The sequence below is a fragment of the Gordonia sesuvii genome, assembly GCF_036350415.1.
Classification (GTDB): Bacteria; Actinomycetota; Actinomycetes; order Mycobacteriales; family Mycobacteriaceae; genus Gordonia; species Gordonia sesuvii.
Window position 1 is genome coordinate 45,837 of sequence record NZ_JAZDUF010000002.1, and the last position, 26,282, is coordinate 72,118.

Sequence of the window (26,282 nt, forward strand, 5' to 3'; positions counted from 1 at the left end):
CATGACCCGTTCCGACGCAGGCCGGCCGGCGGGCGCGCCGACGGCATTCGACATCACCGCTCCGTTGCCGGACGGGACGACCGTTCTGGAGGCCAGCGCCGGCACCGGCAAGACCTACGCGATCGTCGGACTCGGCGCGAGACTCATCGCCGAGGGCGTGCCGATCGACAAACTCCTGCTGGTCACGTTCAGTCGCGCGGCCACGGCCGAACTCCGTGAAAGAATGCGTGAGCGGGTGTCCGAACTCGTTGCCGCACTGTCTGATCCGGTTGTCTGTCGGGACCATGCCGATCCGCTGGTCCGTCATCTGGCAGAGGGTGACGCGGCGACGGTGAACCACCGCCGGGAACTGTTGGTGCGCGCGTTGTCGGACTTCGACGCCTCCACGATCGCCACGACGCACACCTTCTGCAACCGCATGCTCGATGCTCTCGGGTTCCTCGGGGAGCGCGAGCTGATCTACGAGATCGTCGAAGACGTGGACGATCTCGTCAACGAAGCCGCCCTCGACCTCTATCTGCGGGGCTTCGCGGGCGCAGACGCTCCCGACTTCTCACTGGCCGACGCGACCGAGATCGCGCGTGACGCGGTACGGCAACCGGCCACGATCCTGGCGCCGGACACCGCCGACCTCGACGGGCCCGGCGACGCCGGGAACGATGACGCCGCCGCGGCTCTGCGTCGCGTCCGGTTCGCCGCCCGCATCCGCGAGATCGTCGAAGGACGCAAACGGACATCCCGGCTCCGGACCTACGACGATCTGCAGATGATCCTCTACCGCATCGTCACCGACCCGGTCGTCGGCGATTCGGCGTGCGAACGCATCCGGGCGATGTTCGAGGCCGTGCTGGTCGACGAATTCCAGGACACCGATCCGCAACAGTGGGAGATCGTCCGCCGATGCTTCCACGGACACCGCACCCTTGTACTGGTCGGTGATCCCAAGCAATCGATCTACGGGTTCCGTGGCGCCGAGGTGCTCAGCTATCTCCAGGCCGTCGGTTCGGCCGACTCGCTGCGTGCCCTCGACGTCAACCGACGATCCGACGGCGCGTTGGTCGCAGCGCTCGCCCGCCTCCACGGAGGTGCCGAGCTCGGACATGGGGACATCGTGGTGCACGACGTCAGCGCTTCCCGGTCGGGCACCCGAATCCCGGGTCTGCCGCCGGTTCGGTTGCGCGCCTTCCCTCGACGGAGCTTCACGGTCGTCAACCGCAGCGGATTTCCCACCGTGGGGACCGTTCGCGACCGGGTGATTGCCGACGTCGCGGCGGACATCGCGGGCCTGTTGGCCTCGAGGACGATGATCGAGGCGGACGGCGAGACCCGGCCGGTGGAGCCCGGCGACATCGCGATCCTGGTGACCCTCAACAAGACGATCGTCCCACTGCAGGAGCACCTCAAGTCCCATGGGGTCTCGGCGGTGATCGGTTCCGGGACAAGTGTGTTCCACACGGCAGCGGCACGTCAGTGGCTGGCGGTGATCCGGGCGATCGAACAGCCCGCACGCACCGACCTCGTCCGGCTCGCCGCCATCGGCCCACTCATCGGGAGACCGCCGGGAGAGGTCGCCGACGACGACGGGAGCGGCATCGCCGACCTGGCGACGACCCTGCAGGGTCTCGGCCGCGTGTTCGCCGAAGCCGGCTTCGCAGCCATGGCGCAACGCCTGATGAGCACGATGGGTGTGGCCGAGCGAGTGCTTGCCGGAGCAGATGGGGAACGCGGCCTGACCGATCTGATCCAGGTGTCGTCGTTGTGCAACATCGAGGTGATGCAATCCGAATGCGGGCTGAGCGGGCTGGCGGAATGGCTCGCCGATCGGATCGCCGACACCACGCGTTGGCAACGACACCAGGATCAGACGCGGCGTCTGGATCGCGACACCCAAGCAGTGCAGATCATGACCGTGCACCGCAGCAAGGGGCTGCAGTTCCCGATCGTCTACGTGCCGTTCGCCTGGGACGGCACCCGCAACTCCAACAAGGCGACCTTCACGTTTCACAACCCGGACGGTGACCGCGTCCTGGACGTCGGCGGCGCATCGGCGCCCGGCCAGAAGAACCGCTGGCAACAGCACGAGACCGAAGCGGCCGGGGAAGAACTCAGGCTTCTCTATGTCGCATTGACCCGCGCGCAATCACAGGTCGTCGCTTGGTGGGCGCCGTCGTATCACACGCGGTACTCGGCCCTCCATCGTCTGTTGTTCGGTCGCACGCCGGGTACGTCGGCGGTACCGGACACCTGTGACGTTCCCGACGACGACACGTGCGGTCGCGTTCTCATGGGGTACCGCGCCGCCGGCGCGATCGCCGTGGAAGTCGCGGGTCGCGACGGCGACGACCATCTCGAACCGTCGCCGGAGCAACGCGATCCGGTCGACATGGATGTCGCGAGGTTCACCCGGAAGATTGACCAGAGCTGGCGTCGCACATCGTATTCGGCGATCGTCGCGGCGAGCGGTCATGGACACGGCGCCGTCTTGGGGTCCGGAAGTGAGACCGAGGACGACCGGCTCGCGGACGAGCCGCCGCCGGTCGACGACGAGACCATGGCACCGGTTGAGGTTTCGACCGGGACACCATCGTTGATGAACGGTATGCCGTTCGGCGCAGCCTTCGGCACGCTCGTCCACGAGGTGCTCGAGTACGTCGACACCGACGCGCCGGACATGGCCGCTCACGTCACCGACCTGTGTCGGACCGCGGTGGAACGGCGCATGCTCGACGTCGACGTCGAGCGACTGGCCGACGCACTGACGGGGGTACTGACCACGCCGATCGGCTTCGGTGATCTCTGGTCGATCGGTCCACGGGATCGCCTGGCGGAGATGGAGTTCGAGTTCCCGCTGACCGACGCGGGCGATGGTGCGCCGGCGGATGCGGGGGTGACGATGTCCGCCATCGCCGATCTGATGGACCGGCGGCTCGATTCCGACGACCCGTTGGTCGGGTACAGCGCGCGTCTGCGCGAGTTGCCGCCGCAGCGGCTCCGCGGATTCCTCACCGGAAGCATCGACTCGGTGCTCCGAACGCCCGACGGACGTTTCGTCATCGTGGACTACAAGACCAATCGGCTGCACCCGGGTGAACTCTCCGCGCAGGACTTCGATCGCACGGCGATGGCCGCCGAGATGGTCGCTGCGAACTACCCCCTCCAGGCCTTGCTGTATTCCGTCGCACTGCATCGGTATCTGCGATGGCGACTACCCGGGTACCAGGCCGCCGACCACCTCGGTCCGGTGCAGTATCACTTCGTACGGGGCATGGTGGGCCCCGAGACACCCGACGGCTGTGGTGTCTTCGAATGGCGGATTCCCGCCGCGCTGATCGAAGACCTGTCCGACCTACTGGCCGGGGGAGGCCGATGACGACACCCGAGCATCCCGGCATGACCACCACGGGCTCCGTCCGCACACCCCACGACGCACGCTCCTCGCCCTCGGCGACCGGACGGCTCGCCGAACTGAACCGCGCCGGCGTTCTCGACGCGGCCGACGTGCACGTCACCCTGCGACTCGCCCGTCTCTGCGGGGAACCGGTGGACGAGATCGCGCAGGTCGGTGCCGCACTGGCTCTCCGCGCAGTGCGGTTCGGGTCGACGTGTCTTGCGCTCTCGCGCGTCGCGGAGATCGTCGGTCCCACAACCGACGAAGCCGGCGACGAGGTCGACGGGGGTGCGGACGTCGTCCTGCCGTCGCCCGACGAACTGACTGGGGCGCTCACGGACAGCGTGCTTGTCCGCGGCGGCGTCACCGGGCCCCTGCGACCGCTGGTGCTGGCCTCTTCCGATGACGGACCGTTGCTGTACCTGCGCAAGTACTTTCGCCAGGAGCAGCTGATCCGGGAAGTGTTGTCGGCTCGTGAGCGGTCCCGCCCCGATGTGGACGTGATGGCGCTGAGTGCCGCGCTCGCGGATGTGTTCGGTCCCGCCGGGTCGGGTGGAGTCGATCGACAGCGGCTGGCGGCGCAGATGGCGGCCGTCAGTTGGAACCTCGTCGTCGCCGGTGGGCCGGGCACCGGTAAGACCTACACGGTCGCACGGATTCTGGCCGTGCTCGATCGACTCTCGGGCGGGTCCGCCCGGATCGGGCTGTGCGCGCCGACCGGTCGGGCCGCAGCGCAACTGCAGGCGGCGGTCTCGGCAGATGAGGCCGCACCGTCATCGGTCCGCGCGGTCACCGTGCACGCACTGCTGGGCTGGCGACCCGGCTCCGCGCCTCGCCACGGACGTGGCAACAAGCTGCCCTACGACGTCGTCGTGGTCGACGAGACCTCCATGCTCTCGATGACGGCGATGAGCAAGCTCCTCGACGCGGTGCGCCCGGATACCAGGGTGATTCTGGTCGGCGATCCTCATCAGCTCGCCTCGGTGGAGGCTGGTGCCGTCCTCGCCGATCTCGTCGACCGGGAGATCGGTACGCAGCCTGCCCGACTTCCTGACGGCGCGGTGGCCGGGGACATGCTCGCCGGTCTGGCCGACCGCGACCGGATCGAGCGCGGCGTCGTCACCCTGCAGCGTGGTCACCGGTTCGGCGGCGGTATCGCCGAGGTCGCCTCGGCGATCAACCGGGGTGATCCCGATGCGGTACTCGACCTGGTGACCGGTGGCGAACTGACGGACGTCACCTTGGTGTCGCCGGATGACCTCGACGATGTGCGAGCCGACGTGGTGGCCTGGGGGGCCGAGATGACCGCCGCGGCCGAGGACGGGGACGCGGTCCGCGCACTCGACGCGCTCGACTCCCACCGCGTGCTGTGTGCTCATCGCGACGGCAGTTGGGGTGTTCAGGGGTGGTCGCGACGGGTCGTCGACTGGCTGGCCGAGAGTCCTGGCGCGCCACCGGATCCGATGTCCAGCCATCCGGGGGAGCCGTTGCTGGTGACCGCCAACGACCGGCAGACGGAGACGTTCAACGGGGACAGCGGCGTGGTCATCCGTTCGTCCGGGGGTTTGGAGGTGGCGTTGCGGCGCGGCTCCCGGATCCGCCGACTGCATCCGACCCGCCTCGCGGACGTGGTCCCCCTGTACGCGATGACTATTCACCGTAGTCAGGGCAGTCAATTCGACGGTGTCACCGTGGTCCTCCCGCCCGCGGGTTCGGAACTGTTGACCCGGGAGTTGCTCTACACGGCGGTCACCCGGGCACGTCGGACGGTGCGCATCGTCGGCTCACCAGAGGTGCTGGCCGCGGCGGTGCGCCGGCGTGTGCAACGTGCGAGCGGCCTGCGTTCCCCGATCACCGTCGTCGACACCGGTCGGGCCTGAGCAGTCTGACGGATGATCGAGTAGCCGCGAGCCGCTTGCCCCTCCGTGTGGTTCGCGCTTGCCCTCTCCGTGTAGCCGCGGCTTCCCCCTCCGTGTAGCCACCCGCTTGCCCCTTCCGTTGATCGACTGGCCGCGAGCCGCTTGCCCCTTCCGTTGATCGACTAGCCGCGAGCCGCTTGCCCCTTCCGTTGATCGAGTAGCCGCGAGCCGCTTGCCCCTTCCGTTGATCGAGTAGCCGCGAGCCGCTAGGCGAGCGGTGTATCGAGATCACTTCTGCCGCAGGGGATCTCGATACGCGACTCGCCTAGCGGCTCGTCGCTACTCGATCAGCGGGAAGGGAGCGAGTGACGAAGGAGCGAGCGTCACGAAGGCCCCGGCCGCTCAGTCCACCCGACAGAGATCCACGCCGCCCGCCACCAGATCGCGCCGGATGAAGTTCTCGGAGCTGAGCAGACGAGTGCGGCGGTCGGTCGGCAGCGCCATCAGGGCCTGGATCGTACGGCTGCGCTTGAACTCCGTGCGGTGGGCCGCGATGGCCGCGGACTTGCGGTCGCACCACGGGCCGACGTCGAGGGACAGATCGATGTCGGATGCAGGTGTCCCGGGCAGCAGATCGCGAGGGACCGCTGCGAACACATCGTCGCTGACGTCGTCGGCCATCCAGTCGGGGATGGTCACGAAATAGATGGACCGGGTCTGCCATGCCGGGCCGGCCGAGCGATACAGGCGCGGGCTGGCCGCGGCGTCCGCGGCCGCGGACGCCAACCGGTGCGCGTGCACGTGGTCCGGATGTCCGTAGATACCGATCGCGTCGTAGGTGACGATCGCGTCGGGTCGGAGCCTGCGGATGTGGGTGGCCATCGTGCGGACCAGGGAGTCGAACCGGGCGGCGCAGAATGGTTCGGCGTCCGGCGCCGACTCCGGCACCCGGTCGTCGGCATATCCGAGCATGATGGGCGGACGCGGCAGACCCAACTCGCGGACGGAGTCGAGGAGTTCCCGGTGACGCGGGGTCCCGACCGCCCAGGTGCACATCACCAGGTCGGCATCACCTCCGCCCGCCGTGTGGCGCGCGAGCAGGCCGCCCGTCCACAGTGCTTCGTCGTCGGGGTGCGCGTGCACGAACAGCAGACGAGGAGCTGGCATTCACCTGACTTCCGATGGTTCGGTCGCGGTGGGTGTCGCCCCGCCCGCCGCGTGTCACACGCCGCGTCTGGGGAACGACCCACTTCAGGGTAGCCAATCCGGGCATCGGTAATATGCGGCTCCGTCAGTGGCGCTCGAACGGAGGTCGTTCATGACTGGTCAGACAGAGGTTCACGAGTTTCAGGCGGAGACCCGGCAGTTGCTGGATCTCATGGTGCACTCGGTGTACTCCAACAAGGACAGCTTCCTACGGGAGCTGATATCGAACTCGTCGGACGCCCTGGACAAGATGCGACTGGAGGCGTTGCAGGACAATGACCTCGCGGCGGACGCGAGCGACCTGCACATCTCGCTCGACACCGATCCCGAGGCGCGGACCCTCACCGTCCGCGACAACGGGATCGGCATGTCCCGCGAGGACGTCATCGGGCTGATCGGGACCCTCGCCCGGTCGGGGACCGCCGAGCTCCGTCGGAAGCTCGCGGAGGTCAAGGATGCGGCCGCGAGCGAAGAACTGATCGGTCAGTTCGGCATCGGGTTCTACTCGACGTTCATGGTGGCCGACCGCGTCTCGCTCGTGACGCGACGTGCGGGGGAGGACACCGGCACCCGGTGGTCGTCCACCGGCGACGGCACGTACACGATCGAGGATGTCGCCGACGCGCCTGCGGGCACCGCCGTGACCCTCGAGCTCAAGCCGGTGGACACCGAGGACCACCTCTACGACTACACCGATCAGACCAAGCTGCGGCAGTTGGTGAAGCGGTACTCCGACTTCATCGCGTGGCCCATCCGGATGGAGGTGGAGAAGCCCGTCGCGACATCGGACGACGAATCCGACACGTCAGACGAGACCCCGACCACCGAGATCGTCACCGAGACGATCAACTCGCAGAAGGCCCTGTGGGCAAAATCCGCCGACGAGGTATCCGAGCAGGAGTACCAGGACTTCTATCGGCATGTCAGCCACGCATGGGACGAACCGCTCGAAGTCATCACGCTCAGGGCGGAGGGCACTTTCGAGTACCAGGCGCTGCTGTTCATCCCGACCCAGGCGCCTTTCGACCTGTTCATGCGCGAACGGACGTCGGGCATCCAGCTGTACGTCAAACGCGTGTTCATCATGGACGACTGCGAGGAACTCGTCCCCGAGTACCTTCGATTCGTCAAGGGCGTCGTCGACGCCGCCGACCTGTCGCTCAACGTCTCCCGCGAGATCCTGCAGCAGGACCGGCAGATCAGGGCAATCCGCCGCCGCCTCACCAAACGGGTGATCTCGACCGTCGCCGACCTGCGTGACTCCCGGCCCGACGATTACCGCACGTTCTGGCAGAACTTCGGCCGCGTGTGGAAGGAAGGGCTGGTCAACGACTTCGACAACCGTGACGCCCTGCTGAAGACGTCGTCGTTCGAATCGACCGATTCCGAGGACGCCGTCACCACCCTCGCCGACTATGTCGGCCGGATGCGCAGCGGCCAGGACACGATCTATTACATGACCGGCGAATCCCGCCAGCAGATCGAGAACTCTCCGCACATCGAGGCTTTCCGCGCCAAGGGCGTCGAGGTCCTCCTGCTGACCGATCCCGTCGACGAGATGTGGGTGACGGCCGGCCTCGAGTTCGAGGGCAAGTCCTTCACCTCGATCGCCAAGGGCGCCGTCGACCTCGATGACCTCGACGACACCGACGATTCGGACACCGAGAAGGCCAAGGCGGACAAGGAGAAGCGGGCCGAGGATTACGCCGGGTTGCTCACCTGGCTGGCGGAGTCGCTGTCCGACGACGTCAACGAGGCACGACTGTCATCGCGACTCACCGACTCCGCTGCCTGCCTGGTGGGCGACACGTTCTCGATGTCGCCGCAACTCGAGAAGCTCTACCGGGCGTCCGGTCAGGAGCTGCCGAAGAGTAAGCGCGCTCTCGAGGTGAACGCCGACCACCCGCTGATCGTCGGGCTGAACAAGGCGTTCGCCGCGTCCGACGATCACACCGATCTGGTGCCGACCGCGAAGCTGCTCTACGGCATGGCCGTGATCGCCGAGGGCGGCGAGCTGGGCGATCCGGCCGAGTTCGCACGGCTGCTGGCGGGCACGCTCACCGAGTCACTGGACACCGCGTCCTGAGAGCGGTCGGTCACGCGCGGTGCACGTGATCGGCCAGCGGGTGCCCTGCCGGCAGGTCGAGCAGTAGGGCGACACCGTCCAGGGGTGCACCGTGTGGTGCTGCCACGGTCGCACTCGGGCAGTGGCGTGTGATGTTGTCGACGAACCGGTTCCGGATGCGGTCGTTGTGGGTGAGCACGTCGCCCATCCAACTGACCCGTGTCGGTGTGTCCGGCCGGTTCCCGCTGCGTCGGAGTGCAGTGCGCACCGATGTCGCGAGTTCGTCGGCCGCACGGTCGATGATGTCGCCGGCGACGACATCGTCTGCGCGTGCGATCTCGTCCACGGTGGTGGCGAACGCCGCGATTCGCGACACGCGGTCCGGGTCGGCCTGCAGATGCATGTACAGCTCGGGGAGTGGCCCGAACGCGTGGACCGCCGCCGTCTCCAGATCGGTTGTGGCGCCGCGTCCGTCATAGGAGCGCAGGGCCGCGTCCAGCCCGGCTCGGCCGATCCAGTAGCCACTGCCCGCATCGCCGACGAGGTGTCCCCACCCGTCGACGCGTGCAGTGCCCGCCGGCCCGACGCCCAGGGTGACGACACCCGTTCCGACGGCGGTCACCGCTCCTGGTTCGAATCCGTTCGCGGCCAGGTAGGCCGACACCGAATCGTGGGCGAGTGCGACTGAGCCGATCCCCAGATCGCTGACCGCAGAAAGCAGTTCGTCGGGTCGGGTGGCGTCCGGGGTGAGTCCGGATACGCCCGCCGCCAGCTCGCCGATAGGCGCACCTGTGGCGGCGACGACTTCACGTGCCGCCGCGGCGAGTTGCGGGATCACCGGCCGGTCGGTGTGGATGGGGCCCGCGGCATGATCGCCGGTCGATGCGCCGGTGGTGACGCGGAGCCGCGTGCCGGTCTGACCGCCGTCGATCAAGATGCGTGGGGCGTCCATCCGATCCTTCCGTCGGTGTCCGGCCGGCGCGGTGGCCGACGACCTCGACCGTCAAGCTACCCCCAGCGGGCGGTTGGACCAACGGCCTCGGTCACGCCGCCGCGTCGAGCGCGGTCGTCAACGTGACCAGGTGGACGTCGTTGGCGCGGTGGATCGGCTGGATCGGCAGTCCGTTGCGGCGAGCGGCCTCGATCAGCACACTCGCCCAGGCCTGGTCCGCATCGGTGACGCCGTCTCGCCCGGGGCGGGAGATCAGGAATGCCACCGAGGTCACCGGTAGTTGGTCGACGGCTGTGGCCAGTCCGCCGGTGAGCATGTCCACGAGGTGTGCGTCGGGCTCCGGCGGCAGGGGCAGCCAGTCCAGGATCTTGACGAGTCGTCGGTCGGTGCCGACGAAGGCGAACCAGATCCGGCCGGCGGAGAATCCCAGTTCTCCCATGAGGGCCCGCCATCGCTGTCGCAGGTCCTCCGTGCCGCGGATCGGATCGTGGGCTGTCGTGATATCGGGGATGGAGGTGTCATCGGATGTCATGAACCGATCATCACCATCGTGCCGGGTTCGGCGGGTTCGGCGATCCACAGGGCAGGTCGGGTGTGGATGCCCGCCTTGCCAAGCGGGACGTTCCGTGCCTACGGGCTGTCACACTGTGCACATGGGAATGCTCACGCCCCTGGCGGTCAAGATCGGTTCGATCAGTTGGTTGCCCCGCTATCTTCCTCAGATCGTGCGGGTCGACGGCGCCCTGCAGAAACTCACCGGACAGCGAGTCGCTCTGCTCGATGTCGCCGGGCTGCCCAACATCACGGTGCGGGTCGCGGGTCGCAAGAGCGGCGTGGTCCGTTCCACTCGGCTGCTGGCGGTACCCACCCGCGGAGATGCCTGGTTGATCGCCGGATCGTACTTCGGTGGCCCGGAGATGCCGCAGTGGGTGTACAACGTCCGCGCCGCGGCGACGGTGGACGTGGTGCGTCACGGCACCGGCGCTACGATGCGCCCGCGCGAACTCGACGGCGCCGAACGGGACGATGCATGGCGCGAAATGGTCGACGTGTGGCCGAACTTCACCCTCTACGAAACACGCACCGATCGGCGCATCCCGGTCTTCCGCCTGGAGCCGGTGGGGTGAGCCCCCCAACCGATGCCTCTTTTCAACCGATGCCTGAGGGCGAGTGCTTTTTCGACCGGTGCCTGAGGAGCGAGCGACGAAGGAGTGAGCGTCACGAAGGCCCCCAACCGGTGCCTGAGGGCGAGCGACGGGGGAGTGTCTTACAACCGATGCCTGAGGAGCGAGCGACGGAGGAGTGAGCGTCACGAAGGCCGCCCCTTCGTGACGCTCGGCTGGCGCCTCGCTCCTCAAGGCCGGGACGCTCCCGTCGGTGTCTCGCTCCCAGGTGTCAGGTTGGGTCCTGTTGTCGCTCAGGCTCCGCGGAACTCCGGCCGGCGCTTCTCGAATACCGCGGTCACCGCTTCGGTGAGGTCATCACTCGGGAGGAACGCCGAGTTCCACGCCGCCACGTAGCGCAGGCTGTCGTCGACGTCGGCACGACGGCTGTGGTCGAGGACGGCTTTCACCCCGTGGACGACGAGCGGGGGATTGGCCGCGATCTCGGCGGCGGTGGCACGCGCGGCGGCCAACGCCGCCTCTCGATCGGCCAACACATCGTTGACCAGACCGATCCGGGCGGCATGTTCGGCGTCGATGTCCTTGCCCGTCAAGGCGAGTTCGCGGAGGTGACCATCGCCGATGATCGCGGGCAGGCGGGCGAAGCTGCCCACATCGGCGACCATCGCGACCCGCACCTCACGGACGCTGAACTTGGCGTCGGCGCTGGCATAGCGGATGTCGACCGCGCTGATGAGGTCGACGCCACCGCCGATGCACCAGCCGGACACGGCCGCGATCACCGGCTTACGGCAGTCGGCGACCGACGAGATGGCCGCCTGTAGTCCGCGCAGGTTGTCGTGGAAACCGGTGCGCGCGCGAGCTTTCGCGCCTTCGGCGAGAACCGGAGCGAGGTCGCCGCCCATCGCGACGAGGTCGAGGCCGTAGCAGAAGTGATCCCCGGATCCGGTCAGGACGACGGCCCGGACGTCGTCGTCGCGATCGAGCTGGGCGAAGATCTCCGGCAGCTCGCGCCAGAAGTCGGGCCCCATCGCGTTTCCCTTGCCGGGGCCGGTGAGGACGACCTCGGCGATGTGTTCCGAGACCGACACCTCGAATGCTTTCCATTGATCGCTCATCTGGCACAGGCTACCCGGCGCACCGTCCATCGAAGTCGCCACCGGGCACGGCGTCGGGGAGCGCCGCTGAGGCCGCACGTCAGCTCCGACGACCCCGGCTGGGTTTGGCCAGCCGACGCAACGGCTGTGACGCGAGCATCCGGTAGGTGCGCTCGAGTATCGGTGGCCGCGCCGACGACTCGGGGTCGACGAGATCGTTCTCCGCCAGCGCACTGGCCTCGTCGTCGACGGTTTCCCGGTCGAACTCGCGCAGCGTCTTGCCGTCACCGGCGAGTGCGCCGATGGTGGCGACGAGCGAGCCGCGCGCATCGAACTCCGCACCGAAACGCTCCACCTCGATGTCGAGGTGCTCGGCGACCAGCCGGTCGCGCACACCACGGATGGCTTCGCGGTGGTCGGCGCCGGTCGCGTCGTCGGTGGCCTCGACCGCGAGATCGCACTCACTGTCGAGGCCGATCGAGCGGTTGTTCAGGTTCGACGACCCGACCCGGAGCAGCATGTCGTCGGCGATCAGGATCTTCGCGTGGACATAGATGGGTTGTCCCGACACGGTGACCGGGTACAGGGCGCGGAAACGGCCGTGGTGATCGGCGCGCCACAGGAGGTGGAGGAGCCGCTCGCGGGCACCGTCCATGGCCTGTTGCTCCAGCCAGCCGTCGGCGTGACGCGGCAACACCACCACGATTTCCGGGCCGTCGGGTTCCTCGAGTCGGGCAGCCATCGCCTCGACGAGTGAGCGCGCCGCGAGGTACTGGCTCTCGATGTACAGATAGTGTCGCGCGCTGCGAATCGCGGTGAGGTACAGCTGCTCGATCTCGCGGATCTCTGCCCGGTCGTCGAGCTGCGGAAGCGTGCGCGACACCGCGACGTCGACCGACCGCATGGTCGGCTCGAGATCCGTGGGCCACCGATCACCGGACAGGGTGGGGACTGGATCGAGAGCCTGTCCTGTGGCGCTCTGCCAACGGCTGCGGGCGATGGCGCCGACGGCACGTGCCGCGGCGCCGTCGACCGCGGTGGTCGCATCGTGCCACGGACCGTAGGACGTGCCGGTGGGGGTGACCCGGTGGGTGTCCCGATCGGCATGCCCGGATCGATCCCACCGGTCCACGGTCATGTCGATGCCGCCGCAGAACGCGATGGCATCGTCGATGACGACGATCTTCTGATGGTGGGCTCCCCGCAGCGGATGGCGGGTGTCGATCTGGAGGTGCACGCGTGGATGGTTCAGCCAGTTCAGGACGAAGATCGGCGCCATGCCACGGGTGAGTGCGGTGACCGCTCCGACACTCCATTTCAGCAGGTAGATCTCGAGATCGGGTCGGTTCTTGGGCAACCAGTTCAGGAAGTCGCCCAACTTGTTGGGGCCGTCGAGCGTCGGACCATCGGGTTCGAGTTCGATGCGGGTGTCGAAGTCCCAGCCGATCAGCATGATGCGTCGTCGAGCACCCAGCATCGCGGACTTCGCGATCCGAAAATAGTCGGCGGCGTCGATGACGCAGGCCAGTCGGTCCGCGTGCGCTATCTCGCAACAGTTGACGCCGGGAACGAACAGGGAATCCGCTCTGAGCTGCTGATCTTCGTGTTCCACACCGACGTCCTGTCTTCTGTACCACGACCACCCACCACGGCGGTCTCGCCCCGAGCAGCCTAATGGTGCGTCCGGTGTCCCGCGCCCGGCCATACACTGTCCCTGTGAATGACACCGTCTTGCGCCTCGGCGATGCCGACGGTTCCGTCACCATCCGTACCGACGTGGCCGGGCGCGCCGCACGCACCGGACACCGGTTGACCATCGGGATGCAGCGATGGTCGGCCACCGTCAACTGGCGTCATGATCAACCGGTCAGGCTGGAGGCGACACTGGCCACGGAAGCACTGCAGGTCCGTGCCGGCGAGGGCGGTCTCACACCGATGACCGGGGCCGAGAAGGTGCTGGCCCGAACCAACGCACTGAAGTCCCTGCACTCCGGCGAGTTTCCCGGGATCGCCTACGAATCAACGACTCTGGCACCCGTCGCCGACGGCTACCGCGTGGACGGCACCCTGACGATCCTTGGCCACCGCCGCGCCCACCCGCTCGACCTCCGTGTGGTCGACACCGCGGACGGACATGAGGTCGCCACCGAGACAACCATCAGGCAAACCGATTTCGGCATCAAGCCGTTCTCGCTGATGATGGGAACGCTCAAGGTCGTCGACGAGGTGGTCGTCGCCATCACGGTGCGTGTTCCGCGCTAGAGGTGACGCCCGCTCGGCGAGATCGCCGGCCCAGCTGACTATCGTGGGCCGAGGGTGAGTTCGACGATGGCCTTGTCTGATCCGGCCGGCGCATCGATCCAGAGTCGGCCGTCGGTGGTGAGCGCGGCAGAGATTCGCCGCAGGGCATCGTGGAAGATCTCGGGATGGCGTCCGTCGAGGGCGCCGACACGGACTGCCACCGCGAGGTCGAACGGAGGTTCGTCCGCCGAGAGCGCGAAATCCTCGATCGCCGCGCAACGGAAGTCGAGAACGCCCGAGCCGATCAGCTCTGCCGACCCCGCGATGGCGATGTCGATCGCTGTCGCGGAGCGGTCGATGCCGAGCACTGTGCCGCCCGGTGCCACGCGTGACGCCATCTCGCGGGCGGCACTGCCAGGCCCACAACCGATTTCCAGGACCCGGAGTCCGGGGCGGAGCGGCACAGCATCCACGACACGCTCGAGCCGAGGGGAGAGCCGCGCGGTCGTGCTCACCCGACGCCTCCGGATCGGTGTCGGTGCCACATGATGGGGTCGGGATCGGCGGCTGTGGTGTCGACACCGGCATCGGCGAGCATCCACCGGGCGACCAGCCGACGATGGGCGGAAAAAGTCAGCACGTGCGCCCAGATCTGGGACAGGAGAAAAGATTCCGGCGGGTCGCAGATCGCGTCGACGATGCTGTCCGACCAGGCGGCCCGTCGTTCCACGTCGCGGGTCAGTGCCAGCCAGCGCGGCGCGATCTCGGCATGCAGGTCGGCGAGGGTGGCCACATCGGCGACGTCGGGGACATCCGGCTCGTCGTCTCCCTCGATACTGGCCAGCCACGGTAGCTTGCCGACCACGAGCTGGGTGAGGACTGCTGCGATGGACTCCTCGGGTCCGCTCCATGTGATCGGCCGGTGACCGGGCAGGCGAGAGGTCTGGTAGTCGCTGTCGTCGACCCCTTTGGCGATCTCGATCAGTGCGGCGATGTCGTCGAGATCGTGACGCACCATCAGTGCGACCACGTCGCCTGCCGATTCCTCGGATGGTGCGTCGTTGTCGATGTAGAGCACGGTCGGTGAGTGGAAGTGGATTCCGTTGGGCGACGGCAGCCAATGCCCGCGCACGGCGCGTGACCCGAGTCGGCTGGGGGCGTGCCCGAATGCCCGCGCGAATGCCCTGGCGAATCCCTCGACCGAGTCATAACCGGCGGCGAAGGCCGCGTCGGTGACCGACGACCCGCGTTGCAGTTGCCAGGCGGCGCGCTCCAGCATCACCCGGCGACGCAGTGCGACCGGGGACTCGCCGACATGCTTGGTGAACTGTCGGGTGAAATGAAAAGCCGAGACGTGCGCACCGGCGGCCATGTCGTCGAGCGTGCGGTGATCGGCGGCCAGCACGGCATCGAGCAGTTCGCGTATCCGGTCACGCCCGGTCTCCTCGCCCATGGGACTCAGTATCCGCCGCGAGCGGACGAATGCGCCCGACCGTTCTTGCTGACTCCGCATCACTATCGATGCCGGCGACGGCGAGTGGGTCGAGTGTACAGATTTGAAAAAATGTCTACCGTTTCGTTGACACTGATGGCGACCCGTGTCTCTAATGATCGAGTGACCTACGACACAATCATTCGGGACGGGCTGTGGTTCGACGGGACGGGCACGCCGCCGGCGATCCGCTCCATCGGGATCCGGGACGGTGCGGTGGCGGTGGTCTCCGCAGATCCGCTGGACGAGAGCGGATGTGGCGATGTCATCGACGCCTCGGGGACGTGGGTCATGCCCGGGATGATCGACATCCACACCCACTACGACGTCGAGGTGCTGGCCCAACCCGCGCTCGCGGAGTCGTTACGCCACGGGGTGACAACAGTTCTCGTGGGGTCATGTTCGCTGTCCACGATCCACGTCGACGGCACCGAGGCGGGGGATCTGTTCGGAAGGGTCGAGGCCATACCGCGTGAGCACGTGATCGACACCGTGGAACGCCACAAGACGTGGTCGGCGCCGGCCGCCTACATCGACGCCCTCGACGCCCGCCCGCTCGGCCCGAACATCGCCGGGTTCATCGGACATTCCGACATGCGCACCGCGGCCATGGGCCTCGACCGGGCAACCCGGCCGAATGTCCGTCCCACGGCATCCGAACAGGCCCAGATGGAACGGTGGCTGGCGGAGGCGCTGGACTGTGGGTTCGTCGGGATGTCGTCACAGCAACTCCTGTTCGACAAGCTCGATGGCGACACCTGTCGGTCGCGCACCCTTCCATCGACCTACGCCAAACCCCGTGAACTCCGTCGCCTCAAGTCGTTGCTCCGCAAGACCGGACGGATTCTGCAGGCCGGACCCGACATCTCCAATCCGGCGAACGTCGGCTCGCAGGCGTTCACCTCGCTCGGTATCGGACGTCGCACGCTCAAGACCAGCCTGCTCTCCGCCGCCGACATCAAGGCCAATCCGCATGCGATCAAGATCATGGGTCCGCTTGCGGGCCTGGTGAACCGACTCGGCGGGGACTTCCGCTGGCAGCACCTCCCGGTTCCCTTCGAGGTGTATGCCGACGGCATCGATCTGGTCATCTTCGAGGAGTTCGGTTCCGGTGCCGCGGCACTGCATCTGCAGGAGCAGCTCGCCCGCGACGAACTGCTGCGCGACGAGGCGTACCGGCGCCGCTTCCGCAAAGACTACGAATCGAAGTTCGGCACCCGGGTCTGGCATCGAGACTTCTTCGACGCCGAGATCGTCGCCTGCCCCGACCAGTCGGTGATCGGGAAATCGTTCGGACAGGTCGGACTCGACCGGGGCGGTGTGCATCCGGTCGATGCGTTCCTCGATCTCGTGCTCGAACACGGGACCGACATCCGCTGGCGAACCACCATCTCCAATCACCGACCCGAGGTCCTGAGGCAGATGGCACGCGAACCCGGAATCCAGCTCGGCTTCTCCGATGCCGGGGCACACCTGCGCAACATGGCGTTCTACAACTGCGGACTACGGCTGCTCAAGCATGTGCACCTCGCCGAACAGAGCGGGGACCCGTTCATGACCGTCGCCGAGGCGGTACACCGGATGACCGGTGAGCTCGCTGATTGGTACGACATCGACGCCGGGCATCTGCGTCCCGGCGACCGTGCCGACCTGATGATCGTCGATCCGGAGCATCTCGATGACTCGCTCGAGAAGTACGCCGAGGCAACCGTTCCCGCGTTCGGCGGTATGTCACGCATGGTGAATCGCAACGACGACACGGTCGTGGCCGTGTACGTCAGCGGTCGTCGCGTGGTTGACCGTGGGGTGCCGACCGAGATGGTGGGAGTGCAGCGGACCGGACAGTTCCTACGGGCCGGACGCCGTGGCGCGCCGGTGGCCGCGGAAGCGGCAGGTTCCGCCGGCCAGGTGACGGGTAGACCTGTCCTCGCCGAAGTGGGGGTGACCGAATGACGAACTCCGCAGCGACTGTCGTCCTCGGACTCTGGCGCGCGCTCTCCGACCGCGACTGGGATGCGGTGGCGGGTTTCGTGACCGAGGACTGCGTGTATGTGGACGTGCCGTTCGGTCCGGCGCTGGCCGCTCGTGGTCCGGCAGACATCGTCAAGAGACTCAAGGTGGGGCTCGAACCCCTGGCGGAGTACTCGAACCACGACGGATTGATCGTCGCAGACGGTGACGACGTCATCTACGAGCATTCCGAGACATGGAAGTGGCGCACCGGCGAAGTGGCGGTGCTGCCGTTCGTGACGGTGCATCGACTCCGTGACGGCAAGGTGACCTTGTGGAAAGACTACTGGGACTCGGCCACGCTCATCAACAACGGCCCGCCGACCTGGATGGACGACCTGACCGCCGCCGACACCAGTTGGATCTACGACGCCACCGGCCAGATCTGAGGTCAGTCCCGGTGCAGCCGCGGCAGTAGCGCCACGGTCTTCGCGTCCGTCCACCCCGGCGGCTGCAGGATCTGGGCCCACGCATACGGTATCGACGACTTGTAGTCGTGCCCATGCCCGTCCGGCACGTTCACGGCCACCGCCGTGTCGGCGGAGACCTGCAGGAACGTCACGAACGGAATCCACCGCGTCGACGGCAGCACGTCGCGTCCCCGGGGCTCGTCGAGCCAGTCCGGTTCATTGAGGATCAGTCGCGGGCTCCACCACGTGATGGGATCACTCGAGTGTTGGAGGTAGACGAGCCGCGACTGTTCCCAGGGGGAGTCCGGGCGCGACAGATCGGTCTCGTCGGCGATGAAGCGGACGTGCGTGCCGTCGTCGTACACGGGCAACACCTGCGGTGACCCCGGGTCGCGATTGCTGACCGTGTCGTTCCACAGGGTGTTGTTGAACGTCGGGCCGCTGAACAGTGCGCCGTCGGTGCGTGCGGCCAACGCCGGGATGGTGCCGAACGCCGCTTCTCCCGCAAACGAACCCAGACTCTCCCCGAACACGATGAGCTTCGGCCGCTCGGCCTCGGGAATCGCGCGGACCCGCTCGGACACCGCCTCGAACAGGGCGCGGCCGGCCTGCCGGGCGCGTTCCTTGTCCACCAGGAACGACAACCAACTCGGCAGGTAGGAGTACTGCATGCTGACGGTGGCGACGTCGCCGTTGTACATGTACTCCAGGGAGTCGACCGTCGCCTTGTTCACCCAGCCGCTTCCGGTGGTGGACGCGACGGCCACCACCTCCCGTTCCAGCCCGCCGGTGCGGACGAGTTCCTCGGTGGCCAGTTCCGCTTCCTCCCGGAGACTGTCGGCGGACTCCAGTCCCGCATAGACCCGGATGGGTTCCTGTGCAGGCGAACCGTTGAACAGTGACAGGGCACCGACATCGGGACCCTTGGAGACGAACACCCTGCCTTCACGGCCGAGCGAATCCCAGGTGACGAGCGATCCCGGGCCGCCTGAGCGCAGGGACGAGGTCGGCGGGGAGGTCTCGGCCTTCGTTTCCTCGTTCGCCGCGGCGAAGCTCGCGTTGAGCCACTGCATCGAGTACTTCGCGACCACGCCGTTGAGGATGAAGATCGTCAGGGCGACCACCACGATCGCACCGACCGCGGCCGAGACCCGGGGCGGTGCAATGCGATTGAGGTGACGAACCGACCACCTCACGGCGAAGGCGAACAGTCGGCCGAAGGTCACGAGGAGCAGGAACACGATGACGGCGGTGATCGCGATGAGCGGATAGGAGGTCCAGGGCAGGCCGTCCACATCCATGATCGTGCGAATTTCGGTCTGCCAGTTCGCGAACCACAGCAACATGAGGACGGTCCCGACGAGAGCCACGATGCCCAGGACGATCCACAACCGGCGCGAGGCCGGGCGCCAAGGTTCGTCCCGCGACATCATGAACCTGATGAACCAGCTGACGAACACCCCGAGGCAGTAGCCGACGGCGGCCGATGCGCCGCTGACGACGCCCTGGAAGAATGCGCCACGAGGAAGCAGCGACGGAGTCATGGCCAGCCAGACGAAGGCGACTGCGACGGCCGTGGGCGCGAAGGGATACCGGGTCAGGTGCCGGCGCCACCACGGCGCGGCCGTATCCGTCGACTCCGGTGACCCCGTATCCGCGTCTGCGACAGCGACAGCTGACGCGTCGGCAGGGTCCGCGCCGGTCCCGGGATCGTCATCGGTGGGGGATGGGCCGCTCTCGGATGTCACCGGTGCTCCTCCGCTGTGGTTGGCGCAACAACCGTATCAGCGGGTGTGGAAGATCCGGCGGATTGCCGGTGCTGCCGGCCGACGAGCGTCAGCCGCCCAGGCGGTCGCCGCTCGCCGGGTCGAACAGGTGCACCGCGCGATCGATCTGGTGTAGCCGCACCGAATCTCCCGCCTTGGCCGGCGACCGGTGCGCCGAGCGCGCGACCAATGTCACCGGATCCCCGTCCAGCGTCTCGATCGACGGGTCGTCGACACGTGCGTAGATGTAGCTTTCACTACCGAGTTCCTCGAGCAGTGCGACGTCGGCGTCGATGCCCCGCTCGGCCCCGATCTCGAGGTGCTCCGGCCGGATACCGACGATGACTTTGTCGAGCCCGGAACCGCGTAGCAGCGCCTGCGCCTCGTCGTCGAGATCGACAGAGGACCCGGCGATCTCGATCGAGGAGTTCTTGACCGGCGCGACGAACAGGTTCATCGCGGGGGAGCCGATGAATCCGGCGACGAAGGCGTTGACGGGGCTGTCGTAGAGGTCGGCCGGGGTGGAGAACTGCTGCAGGACACCGTTGCGGAGCACGGCGACGCGGTCGCCCATGGTCATGGCTTCCACCTGGTCATGGGTGACGTAGACGGTGGTGGTGCCGAGCCGGCGCTGTAGTGCGGCGATCTGGGTGCGGGTCTGCACGCGTAGTTTCGCGTCGAGGTTGGACAGCGGCTCGTCCATGCAGAACACCTGGGGCTCACGCACGATCGCACGCCCCATGGCGACGCGTTGGCGTTGGCCGCCCGACAGTTTGGCGGGTTTGCGGTCGAGGAAGTCGGTGAGGTCGAGCAGGCGGGCGGCCTCGGCCACCTTGGCCTTGCGTTCCTCGGCGGGGATGCCGCGCATCTTGAGGGCGAAGCCCATGTTCTCCCCGACGGTCTTGTTGGGATAGAGGGCGTAGTTCTGGAAGACCATCGCGATGTCGCGGTCCTTGGGGGCCACGCCGACCATGTTCTGTCCGCCGATGCGGATCTGGCCGGAGTCGATCTCCTCGAGTCCGGCGAGCATGCGCAGCGCAGTGGATTTCCCGGAGCCCGACGGGCCGACGAGGACGACGAACTCTCCGTCGGAGATGTCGAGGTTGAGGCGGTCGACGGCGAGTTTGTCGGCGCCGGGGTAGACGCAGCATGCGCCGTCGTAGGTGATGGAAGCCATGGTGGTTCTCCTGTGATCGAAGAGGAAGGGGGGGACTACTTGATGGCGCCGCGAGCGGAACCGGTGTCGCGTTGCATGACCGGCCGCGCTACTTGATGGCGCCGAACGAGAGGCCGCGGACGAGTTTGTTCTGGGCGATCCAACCGCAGATGACGACCGGGAGTGCGGCCAGCACGGAGGCGGCGGACAGCTGGGCCCAGTACAGGCCCTGACCGGACATGAACCCGGTGAGGAACACCGGCATGGTCTGGGCGTTGACCGCGGTCATGTTGACGGCGAAGAAGAACTCGTTCCACGAGAAGATCACGCAGATCAGTGCGGTGGCCGCGATGCCCGGTGACACCAGCGGCAGGATGACTTCGCGGACCGAGGTCCACAGGCTGGCGCCGTCGATGCTGGCGGCTTCCAACAGTTCTGCGGGTACCTCCAGGAAGAACGACCGCATCATCCACACGGCGATGGGGAGATTCATCGCGGTGTAGAGGATGACCAGGGTCCAGATGTTGTCGAGCATGCCGATGCGTCCGACGATCACGTAGAGCGGGATGATCGCGGCCACGATCGGCAACATCTTGGTGCTGATGAAGAAGAACAGTGCGTCCTGGGTCTTGCGGACCGGACGCAGCGACAGTGCGAACGCGGCCGGAACTCCCAGTGCGAGGACCAGAATCGTGGAGACGATGGTGGCGAACAACGAGTTCAGCAGCGGTGTTGCGATACCGGCGTCGAAGACCTCGCGGAACTGATCCAGCGTCGGGGCGAAGATGAACGTCGGTGGATCGGTCGCCGCCTCGCTCTCCTGCTTGAACGCGGTGAGCACCATCCACAGCACCGGGAAGAAGAAGCCCAGGGCCAGGATCCAGGTCAGCACCGTGAGCAGGGCGCCGCGGGTGTCTCTGCGCCGGGTGATCTCGACGCCGCCGACGGTATCGGTCGAGCGGTGGGTGGGGGTCGTGGTGGTCATCAGGCCGCCTCCTCGTTTCCGGTGAAGCTCTTGAAGATCAGACGTAGGGCGAGTGAGGCGACGACGATCGTGCCGATCACCGTGACCACGCCCATCGCGGCGGCCTGACCGATGTCGAAGCCGAGGAAGGCGCGTTGGTAGATGTAGAACGGCAGGTTGGCGCTGGAGACGCCGGGTCCGCCGGAGGTCATCATGTAGACCGCGTCGAAGGTGTTGACCAGGTAGATCGCGCCGAGGACAGCGCCGAGTTCGATGAACCGACGCAGATGGGGCAGGGTCAGCTCACGGAAGAGTCGGAAACTGGTGGCGCCGTCGACGCGTGCTGCTTCCTGGATGTCCTGAGGCATCGACTGCAGGCCGGCCAGGATGAGGAGCATCATGAACGGCGTCCATTGCCACACGAGTTCGGCGATGACACTCATCAGTGGGAACTGGCTGAGCCAGTCCGTCTCCACGCCGAAGGGTCCCAACATCCAGTTGACCAAGCCGTTCGTCGGCGAGAGCAGGCTGGTCTTCCACAGCAGCGCGGCGGCTACCGGGGTCACCAGGAACGGCGTGATCAACAGGGTGCGAACGATACCGCGGCCCAGGAACTTCCGGTCCAGGAGCAGGGCGAAGATCAGTCCGAGGATCACCGACGCGAGAACGGTGCCGGCGATCAGGACGATGGTGTTGAACGTGACGCGCCAGAACTGCGCGTCGGTGAACACCGCCAGATAGTTGTCGATCCCGACGAAACTCCGCGATCCGGGTCGGACCAGGTTCCAGGACTGCGTCGAGTAGAACAGCGTGAACACGAACGGAACCTGCGTCACCACGAGCATGAAGATCAGCGCGGGCAGCAGCGGACCGCGGCGTCGCCAGCCTTCGGCACGCGAGATGTGGTCGCGCCGCGAACTCGGCGCCGACGGTTGTGGCTGGGGTTCGGCCCCCGGTTGGGCGAGTGTGGTGGCCACGGCTCACCTCTCCTTCTGGTAGGTCTTGCCGACCGTCTCGGCGTACTCCTGGCTCTGTTCGAGCGCTCGATCGACACTGATCTGTCCGGCGATGGCCGCCGAGATCTGTTGGCTCACCCGGGTCCCGAGATCCTGGAACTCCGGGATGGCGAGGAACTGCACACCGGTGTACGGAACAGGCAGCAGGGTCGGATCCTGCTGGTCGGCGGTGGTCATCGCCGACACCGTGGCATCCGCGAACGGCGCCGAGATCTCCTGATACTCGGGCAACTCATAGGTCGACATCCGGCTGCCGGGCGGGATGTTCGCCGGTCCCAGGGTCTCGGACACGTACTCGATGTAGTCGCGATTGGTCATCCAGTCGATGAACTTCCAGGCGTCGTCGGGCTTCTCGCTGCTGGTGGGGATGCCGAGTGACCAGGTGTAGAGCCATCCATTGTCGGACTTGGCCATTCGTGGGGCCGGCAGATACCCGACGTCACCGGCGATGGTGGATGTCTCCGGGCTCTCCAGCACCGAGACCGCCGAGGTCGCGTCGTACCACATCGCCGTCTGGCCCTGGGAGAGCAGGTTTCCGCACTCCTGGAAGCCCGACGACGCGGCGCCCGGCTGACCGTGGTTGCGGACCGTGTCGACGTAGAACTGCACGGCGGCCTTGACCTCCGGACTTGTCAGTTGCGCGTTCCAGTTCTCGTCGTACCATCGTCCGCCGAAGGCGTTGATCACCGTGTTCAGCGGCGCGAGCAACTCGCCCCAGCCCGGCTTGCCGCGTAGGCAGATCCCGGACACGTCGCCCCGGTCGAGGGCTGCGGCCGCATCGGCGACCTCCGGCCACGTCGGGTTCGGCGGCAACGAGACGCCCGCGTCGGCAAACATCCGCTTGTTGTACATGAGGAACGACGACTCGCCGTAGAACGGCGCCGAGTACATCGAACCGTCGTACGACAGAGCGGATTTGAGAGTGGGGATGAAGTCGTCTGCGTCGTAGTCGGGATCGGCGGCCATGTACGGGCCGAGGTCGACCAGCCAGCCGTTCTCGGCCCACATCGGCGTCTCGTAGTTGCTGATCATGACAACGTCGAACTCGCCGCCGCCGGTGGCGACGGACGCCGTGATCTTGGCCCGGGCCTCGTTCTCCGACAGGGTGACGAACTCCAGATTGATCCCGGGATTCTCGGCTTCGAATTGGCCGGACAATGCGACCGCATCCTGCATCTGGGAGTTGGAGACCATGGCCACGGTGACGGCGTCACCGCCGCCGCCGGTCAATTCACCCGCGCCGGAACAGCCGGCCAGGGTGAGCGCGGCCACCGACGCGATGGCGGTGGCGCCGATCTTCGGGCCACGCGGGATGCGGCGGCGACGGCGGCCGCGTTTCGGGACGTGCGCCATCAGAGGTCACCTTTCTGTTGCGCGACAAGCCATTCTGCGGTGGGAAGATCGGTGACGAGGATCGTCGCGTACCCGCCACGGATGGCGCCGAGGATGGAGTCCCGGCGGTGCTCTCCACCGGAGACGAGAATCGTGGTCGGACAGGCCCGCACACTGTCGAGCGGCACCGACACCGTGCGATCGACGAGTGTCGAGTCCACGGCACGGCCGTGGTCGTCGTAGAACCGTCCGCCGATCTCGCCGACCGCCTCGAGCTCGGCGAGTTCATCGAGAACGATCGCGTCGATGAAGGCGCCTTCGAAGAGGGTGGTCGAGGTGGAGACCGAGCCGACACCGAACAGCATCACGTTGGCCGACCTCGCCGCGGACAGCGACTGGGAGAGGATCGAATCCCGTTGCAGGGCCGCGACGGTCTCGGGGTCGGCATACAGCGGTGCGACCAGTCGGATCGGGCGTGCGTGCAGCCGATCGGACAGTCGGGCGAGGGCGTGGTCGACGCCGGTGTGGTACTCGACCGATGTCATCGAGCCGTCCATCTGAACAACCTGGCGGCACGAGGAGGTGGCCGCCATCGCGTCGGCGACCGCGACCTGCTCGGGACCCCAGGTGAACCCGAGCACATCGGTCGGCTGGATTCGGCGCATCAGGACGGACGCACCGGCGCGCCCGAGGGCGGCGTTGGCCGATGCGGTGCCGTCGGCGATCTCGTCGATGATGAGGACCTCGTCGAGTCCGAACGTCTCCTCGACGGACCGCTCGACGTCGGTGTGGATGGACGAGCTGAGGTGACTGGGCGCGCTCACCGTCACCTGTACGAGTCCCTGGGCGCGTGCACGGGCGACGAGCCGGCCGGCAGTCGGACGGGACACGCCGAGACGCGTGGCGATCTCGGCCTGGGTCAGGCCCTCGAGGTGGTACATCGTCGCGGCGCGGACCAGGAGTCGCAGGTCATGTCCGGTGTCCGCGGTGGTTCTCGAAGGAGTGGTCAACTTCGCCGCCTCAAAATCTGGGTGAGCATTTGCTCACTAGCCGGGAATATGCTCAATACGCTAACATTGCGAATGTGATGCACGCAACAGTGAGTCCAGTGAGTGATCTGGCGATCACGAGCATGCGAGCGAGTGTGCTGTACCCGGATGGTCGGCTTCTCGTGGAAGAGCGGCCCATACCCCGCCCCGGGCCCGGTGAAGTCCTCATCCGGGTACTCGCCGTCGGTGTATGTGGTTCCGACACCCACTATCTGCGCCACGGTCGTATCGGAACGCATGTGGTCGAGCATCCGATCGTGCTCGGCCACGAGGCCGCCGGGGTCATCGTCGGAGTCGGGGACGATGTTCCGGAATCCCGCGTGGGACAGCGGGTGTCGATCGAGCCACAACAGCCTGATCCGTCGAGCGAGCCGTCCCGTCAGGGTCGCTACAACTTGTGCCCGCACATGCGCTTCTATGCGACCCCTCCGGTCGACGGTGCGCTGTGCGAGTACGTCACGATCGGTGCTGCGTTCGCGCATGCCGTGCCCGACTCGGTCGGCGACGACGCCGCGGCGCTGTGTGAACCCCTCTCCGTCGGAATCGCCGCCATCCGGAAAGCCGAGGTGACGATGGGCGACTCGGTGCTCATCGCGGGCGCCGGACCCATCGGCCTCATGTGTGCGCAGGTCGCGCGTGCGGCAGGCGCGGATCGGATCGTGGTGAGCGAACCGGACGCGACGCGACAGGCGATGGCACCGCGGTTCGGTGCGACCGAGGTCGTCGAGCCCGGTGCCGAGATCGCCGATGTCTCGGCATTCATCGATGCCAGCGGAGTCCCGGCTGCGGTCGCCGCCGGTGTACACGCACTTCGCCCGGCCGGGCGAGCGGTACTGGTGGGCATGGGTGCCGACGAGATGTCGCTGCCCACCAGCGTGATCCAGAACCGTGAGATCGTCCTGACCGGGGTGTTCCGCTATGCCAACACCTGGCCGGCGGCGTTGTCCCTCATCACCTCGGGGCGTGTCGATCTCGACGCGATGATCACCGGGCGTTTCGGGCTCGACGACGTCCGAGCAGCTCTCGAGAGCGACCGCACACCCGGCAGCATCAAGGCGATCGTCTATCCCGGCGGGAACCCGCCGGCCCCACTCATCCAATCGCCGGAATCGGCGGAATCCGACACAGTAGAGGACGTGCACCCGTGACCGACAC

Annotated in this window: 21 protein-coding genes; 8 read left to right on the forward strand and 13 right to left on the reverse strand. The window is 67.0% G+C overall.

Translation table 11 applies throughout. The features are described 5' to 3' along the window. The first annotated feature begins 1 nt into the window (after window position 1). Window positions 2-3,370 carry a UvrD-helicase domain-containing protein gene (locus VZC37_RS07075; protein WP_330431775.1) on the forward strand — a complete coding sequence of 1,123 codons (3,369 nt, stop codon included), beginning with the start codon at window positions 2-4 and terminating at the stop codon, window positions 3,368-3,370. Continuing rightward, the gene (gene recD, locus VZC37_RS07080) at window positions 3,367-5,268 is read left to right on the forward strand and encodes an exodeoxyribonuclease V subunit alpha (RefSeq protein ID WP_431309355.1); all 1,902 of its coding nucleotides are present in this window, start codon (window positions 3,367-3,369) and stop codon (window positions 5,266-5,268) included. Before VZC37_RS07075 ends, recD begins: the two co-directional genes overlap by 4 nt. Window positions 5,269-5,649: 381 nt before the next feature. Here the strand turns inward: recD and VZC37_RS07085 are convergent, their stop codons facing one another. Then, complete coding sequence (locus VZC37_RS07085; RefSeq protein ID WP_330431776.1) at window positions 5,650-6,414, reverse strand: PIG-L family deacetylase; 765 nt, start codon at window positions 6,412-6,414, stop codon at window positions 5,650-5,652. Between the two features lie 151 nt (window positions 6,415-6,565). Between VZC37_RS07085 and htpG the strand changes: the two genes are divergently transcribed. Further along, complete coding sequence (gene htpG, locus VZC37_RS07090) at window positions 6,566-8,539, forward strand: molecular chaperone HtpG (RefSeq protein ID WP_330431777.1); 1,974 nt, start codon at window positions 6,566-6,568, stop codon at window positions 8,537-8,539. 10 nt (window positions 8,540-8,549) lie between these two features. Here the strand turns inward: htpG and VZC37_RS07095 are convergent, their stop codons facing one another. Then, on the reverse strand, window positions 8,550-9,470 hold the full coding sequence (locus tag VZC37_RS07095; protein ID WP_330431778.1) for an N-acetylglucosamine kinase: 921 nt from the start codon (window positions 9,468-9,470) through the stop codon (window positions 8,550-8,552). A gap of 91 nt (window positions 9,471-9,561) precedes the next feature. Continuing rightward, entirely contained in the window at window positions 9,562-10,002 is a 441-nt protein-coding gene (locus tag VZC37_RS07100; RefSeq protein WP_330431779.1) for a hypothetical protein, read from the reverse strand. Between the two features lie 121 nt (window positions 10,003-10,123). On the opposite strand from VZC37_RS07100, the gene VZC37_RS07105 reads away from it, so the two are divergent. Beyond that, entirely contained in the window at window positions 10,124-10,597 is a 474-nt protein-coding gene (locus tag VZC37_RS07105; RefSeq protein WP_330431780.1) for a nitroreductase family deazaflavin-dependent oxidoreductase, read from the forward strand. A 290-nt stretch (window positions 10,598-10,887) separates the two neighbouring features. Here VZC37_RS07105 and VZC37_RS07110 read toward each other — a convergent pair whose 3' ends face one another. Both VZC37_RS07110 and VZC37_RS07115 read right to left on the reverse strand, forming a co-directional pair. After that, window positions 10,888-11,712: a crotonase/enoyl-CoA hydratase family protein gene (locus tag VZC37_RS07110; protein WP_330431781.1), complete on the reverse strand. Its 825-nt coding sequence runs from the start codon at window positions 11,710-11,712 to the stop codon at window positions 10,888-10,890. 79 nt (window positions 11,713-11,791) lie between these two features. Further along, window positions 11,792-13,303: a phospholipase D-like domain-containing protein gene (locus VZC37_RS07115; protein WP_330431782.1), complete on the reverse strand. Its 1,512-nt coding sequence runs from the start codon at window positions 13,301-13,303 to the stop codon at window positions 11,792-11,794. Window positions 13,304-13,407: 104 nt separating this feature from the next. On the opposite strand from VZC37_RS07115, the gene VZC37_RS07120 reads away from it, so the two are divergent. Then, window positions 13,408-13,953 carry a YceI family protein gene (locus VZC37_RS07120; protein ID WP_330431783.1) on the forward strand — a complete coding sequence of 182 codons (546 nt, stop codon included), beginning with the start codon at window positions 13,408-13,410 and terminating at the stop codon, window positions 13,951-13,953. A 38-nt stretch (window positions 13,954-13,991) separates the two neighbouring features. On the opposite strand, the gene VZC37_RS07125 is transcribed toward VZC37_RS07120, so the two are convergent. After that, a complete protein-coding gene (locus tag VZC37_RS07125; protein WP_330431784.1) occupies window positions 13,992-14,447 on the reverse strand; it encodes an SAM-dependent methyltransferase in 456 nt (151 codons plus the stop codon). Continuing rightward, a complete protein-coding gene (locus VZC37_RS07130) occupies window positions 14,444-15,385 on the reverse strand; it encodes a helix-turn-helix transcriptional regulator (protein WP_330431785.1) in 942 nt (313 codons plus the stop codon). The genes VZC37_RS07125 and VZC37_RS07130 overlap by 4 nt, the downstream gene beginning before the upstream one ends. 135 nt (window positions 15,386-15,520) lie before the next feature. Between VZC37_RS07130 and VZC37_RS07135 the strand changes: the two genes are divergently transcribed. Both VZC37_RS07135 and VZC37_RS07140 read left to right on the forward strand, forming a co-directional pair. Next, window positions 15,521-17,377 (forward strand): N-acyl-D-amino-acid deacylase family protein, encoded by a 1,857-nt coding sequence (locus VZC37_RS07135; protein ID WP_330431786.1) that lies wholly within the window; start codon window positions 15,521-15,523, stop codon window positions 17,375-17,377. After that, window positions 17,374-17,823 carry a nuclear transport factor 2 family protein gene (locus tag VZC37_RS07140; RefSeq protein WP_330431787.1) on the forward strand — a complete coding sequence of 150 codons (450 nt, stop codon included), beginning with the start codon at window positions 17,374-17,376 and terminating at the stop codon, window positions 17,821-17,823. Before VZC37_RS07135 ends, VZC37_RS07140 begins: the two co-directional genes overlap by 4 nt. A gap of 2 nt (window positions 17,824-17,825) precedes the next feature. On the opposite strand, the gene VZC37_RS07145 is transcribed toward VZC37_RS07140, so the two are convergent. The 6 genes from VZC37_RS07145 to VZC37_RS07170 form a co-directional block, all read right to left on the reverse strand. Beyond that, entirely contained in the window at window positions 17,826-19,592 is a 1,767-nt protein-coding gene (locus tag VZC37_RS07145) for an alpha/beta hydrolase (RefSeq protein ID WP_330431788.1), read from the reverse strand. 88 nt (window positions 19,593-19,680) lie between these two features. Continuing rightward, window positions 19,681-20,787, reverse strand: coding sequence for an ABC transporter ATP-binding protein (locus VZC37_RS07150; RefSeq protein WP_330431789.1), 1,107 nt, complete (start codon window positions 20,785-20,787; stop codon window positions 19,681-19,683). 88 nt (window positions 20,788-20,875) lie between these two features. Further along, window positions 20,876-21,751 carry a carbohydrate ABC transporter permease gene (locus tag VZC37_RS07155; RefSeq protein WP_330431790.1) on the reverse strand — a complete coding sequence of 292 codons (876 nt, stop codon included), beginning with the start codon at window positions 21,749-21,751 and terminating at the stop codon, window positions 20,876-20,878. Then, entirely contained in the window at window positions 21,751-22,707 is a 957-nt protein-coding gene (locus VZC37_RS07160) for a carbohydrate ABC transporter permease (RefSeq protein WP_330431791.1), read from the reverse strand. Before VZC37_RS07160 ends, VZC37_RS07155 begins: the two co-directional genes overlap by 1 nt. Before the next feature lie 3 nt (window positions 22,708-22,710). After that, window positions 22,711-24,099, reverse strand: a complete 1,389-nt coding sequence (locus VZC37_RS07165) for an ABC transporter substrate-binding protein (RefSeq protein WP_330431792.1) — start codon at window positions 24,097-24,099, stop codon at window positions 22,711-22,713. Next, complete coding sequence (locus VZC37_RS07170) at window positions 24,099-25,088, reverse strand: sugar-binding transcriptional regulator (protein ID WP_330431793.1); 990 nt, start codon at window positions 25,086-25,088, stop codon at window positions 24,099-24,101. The genes VZC37_RS07165 and VZC37_RS07170 overlap by 1 nt, the downstream gene beginning before the upstream one ends. A gap of 77 nt (window positions 25,089-25,165) precedes the next feature. On the opposite strand from VZC37_RS07170, the gene VZC37_RS07175 reads away from it, so the two are divergent. Continuing rightward, window positions 25,166-26,275 (forward strand): NAD(P)-dependent alcohol dehydrogenase, encoded by a 1,110-nt coding sequence (locus VZC37_RS07175; protein ID WP_431309379.1) that lies wholly within the window; start codon window positions 25,166-25,168, stop codon window positions 26,273-26,275. Window positions 26,276-26,282 lie beyond the last annotated feature (7 nt).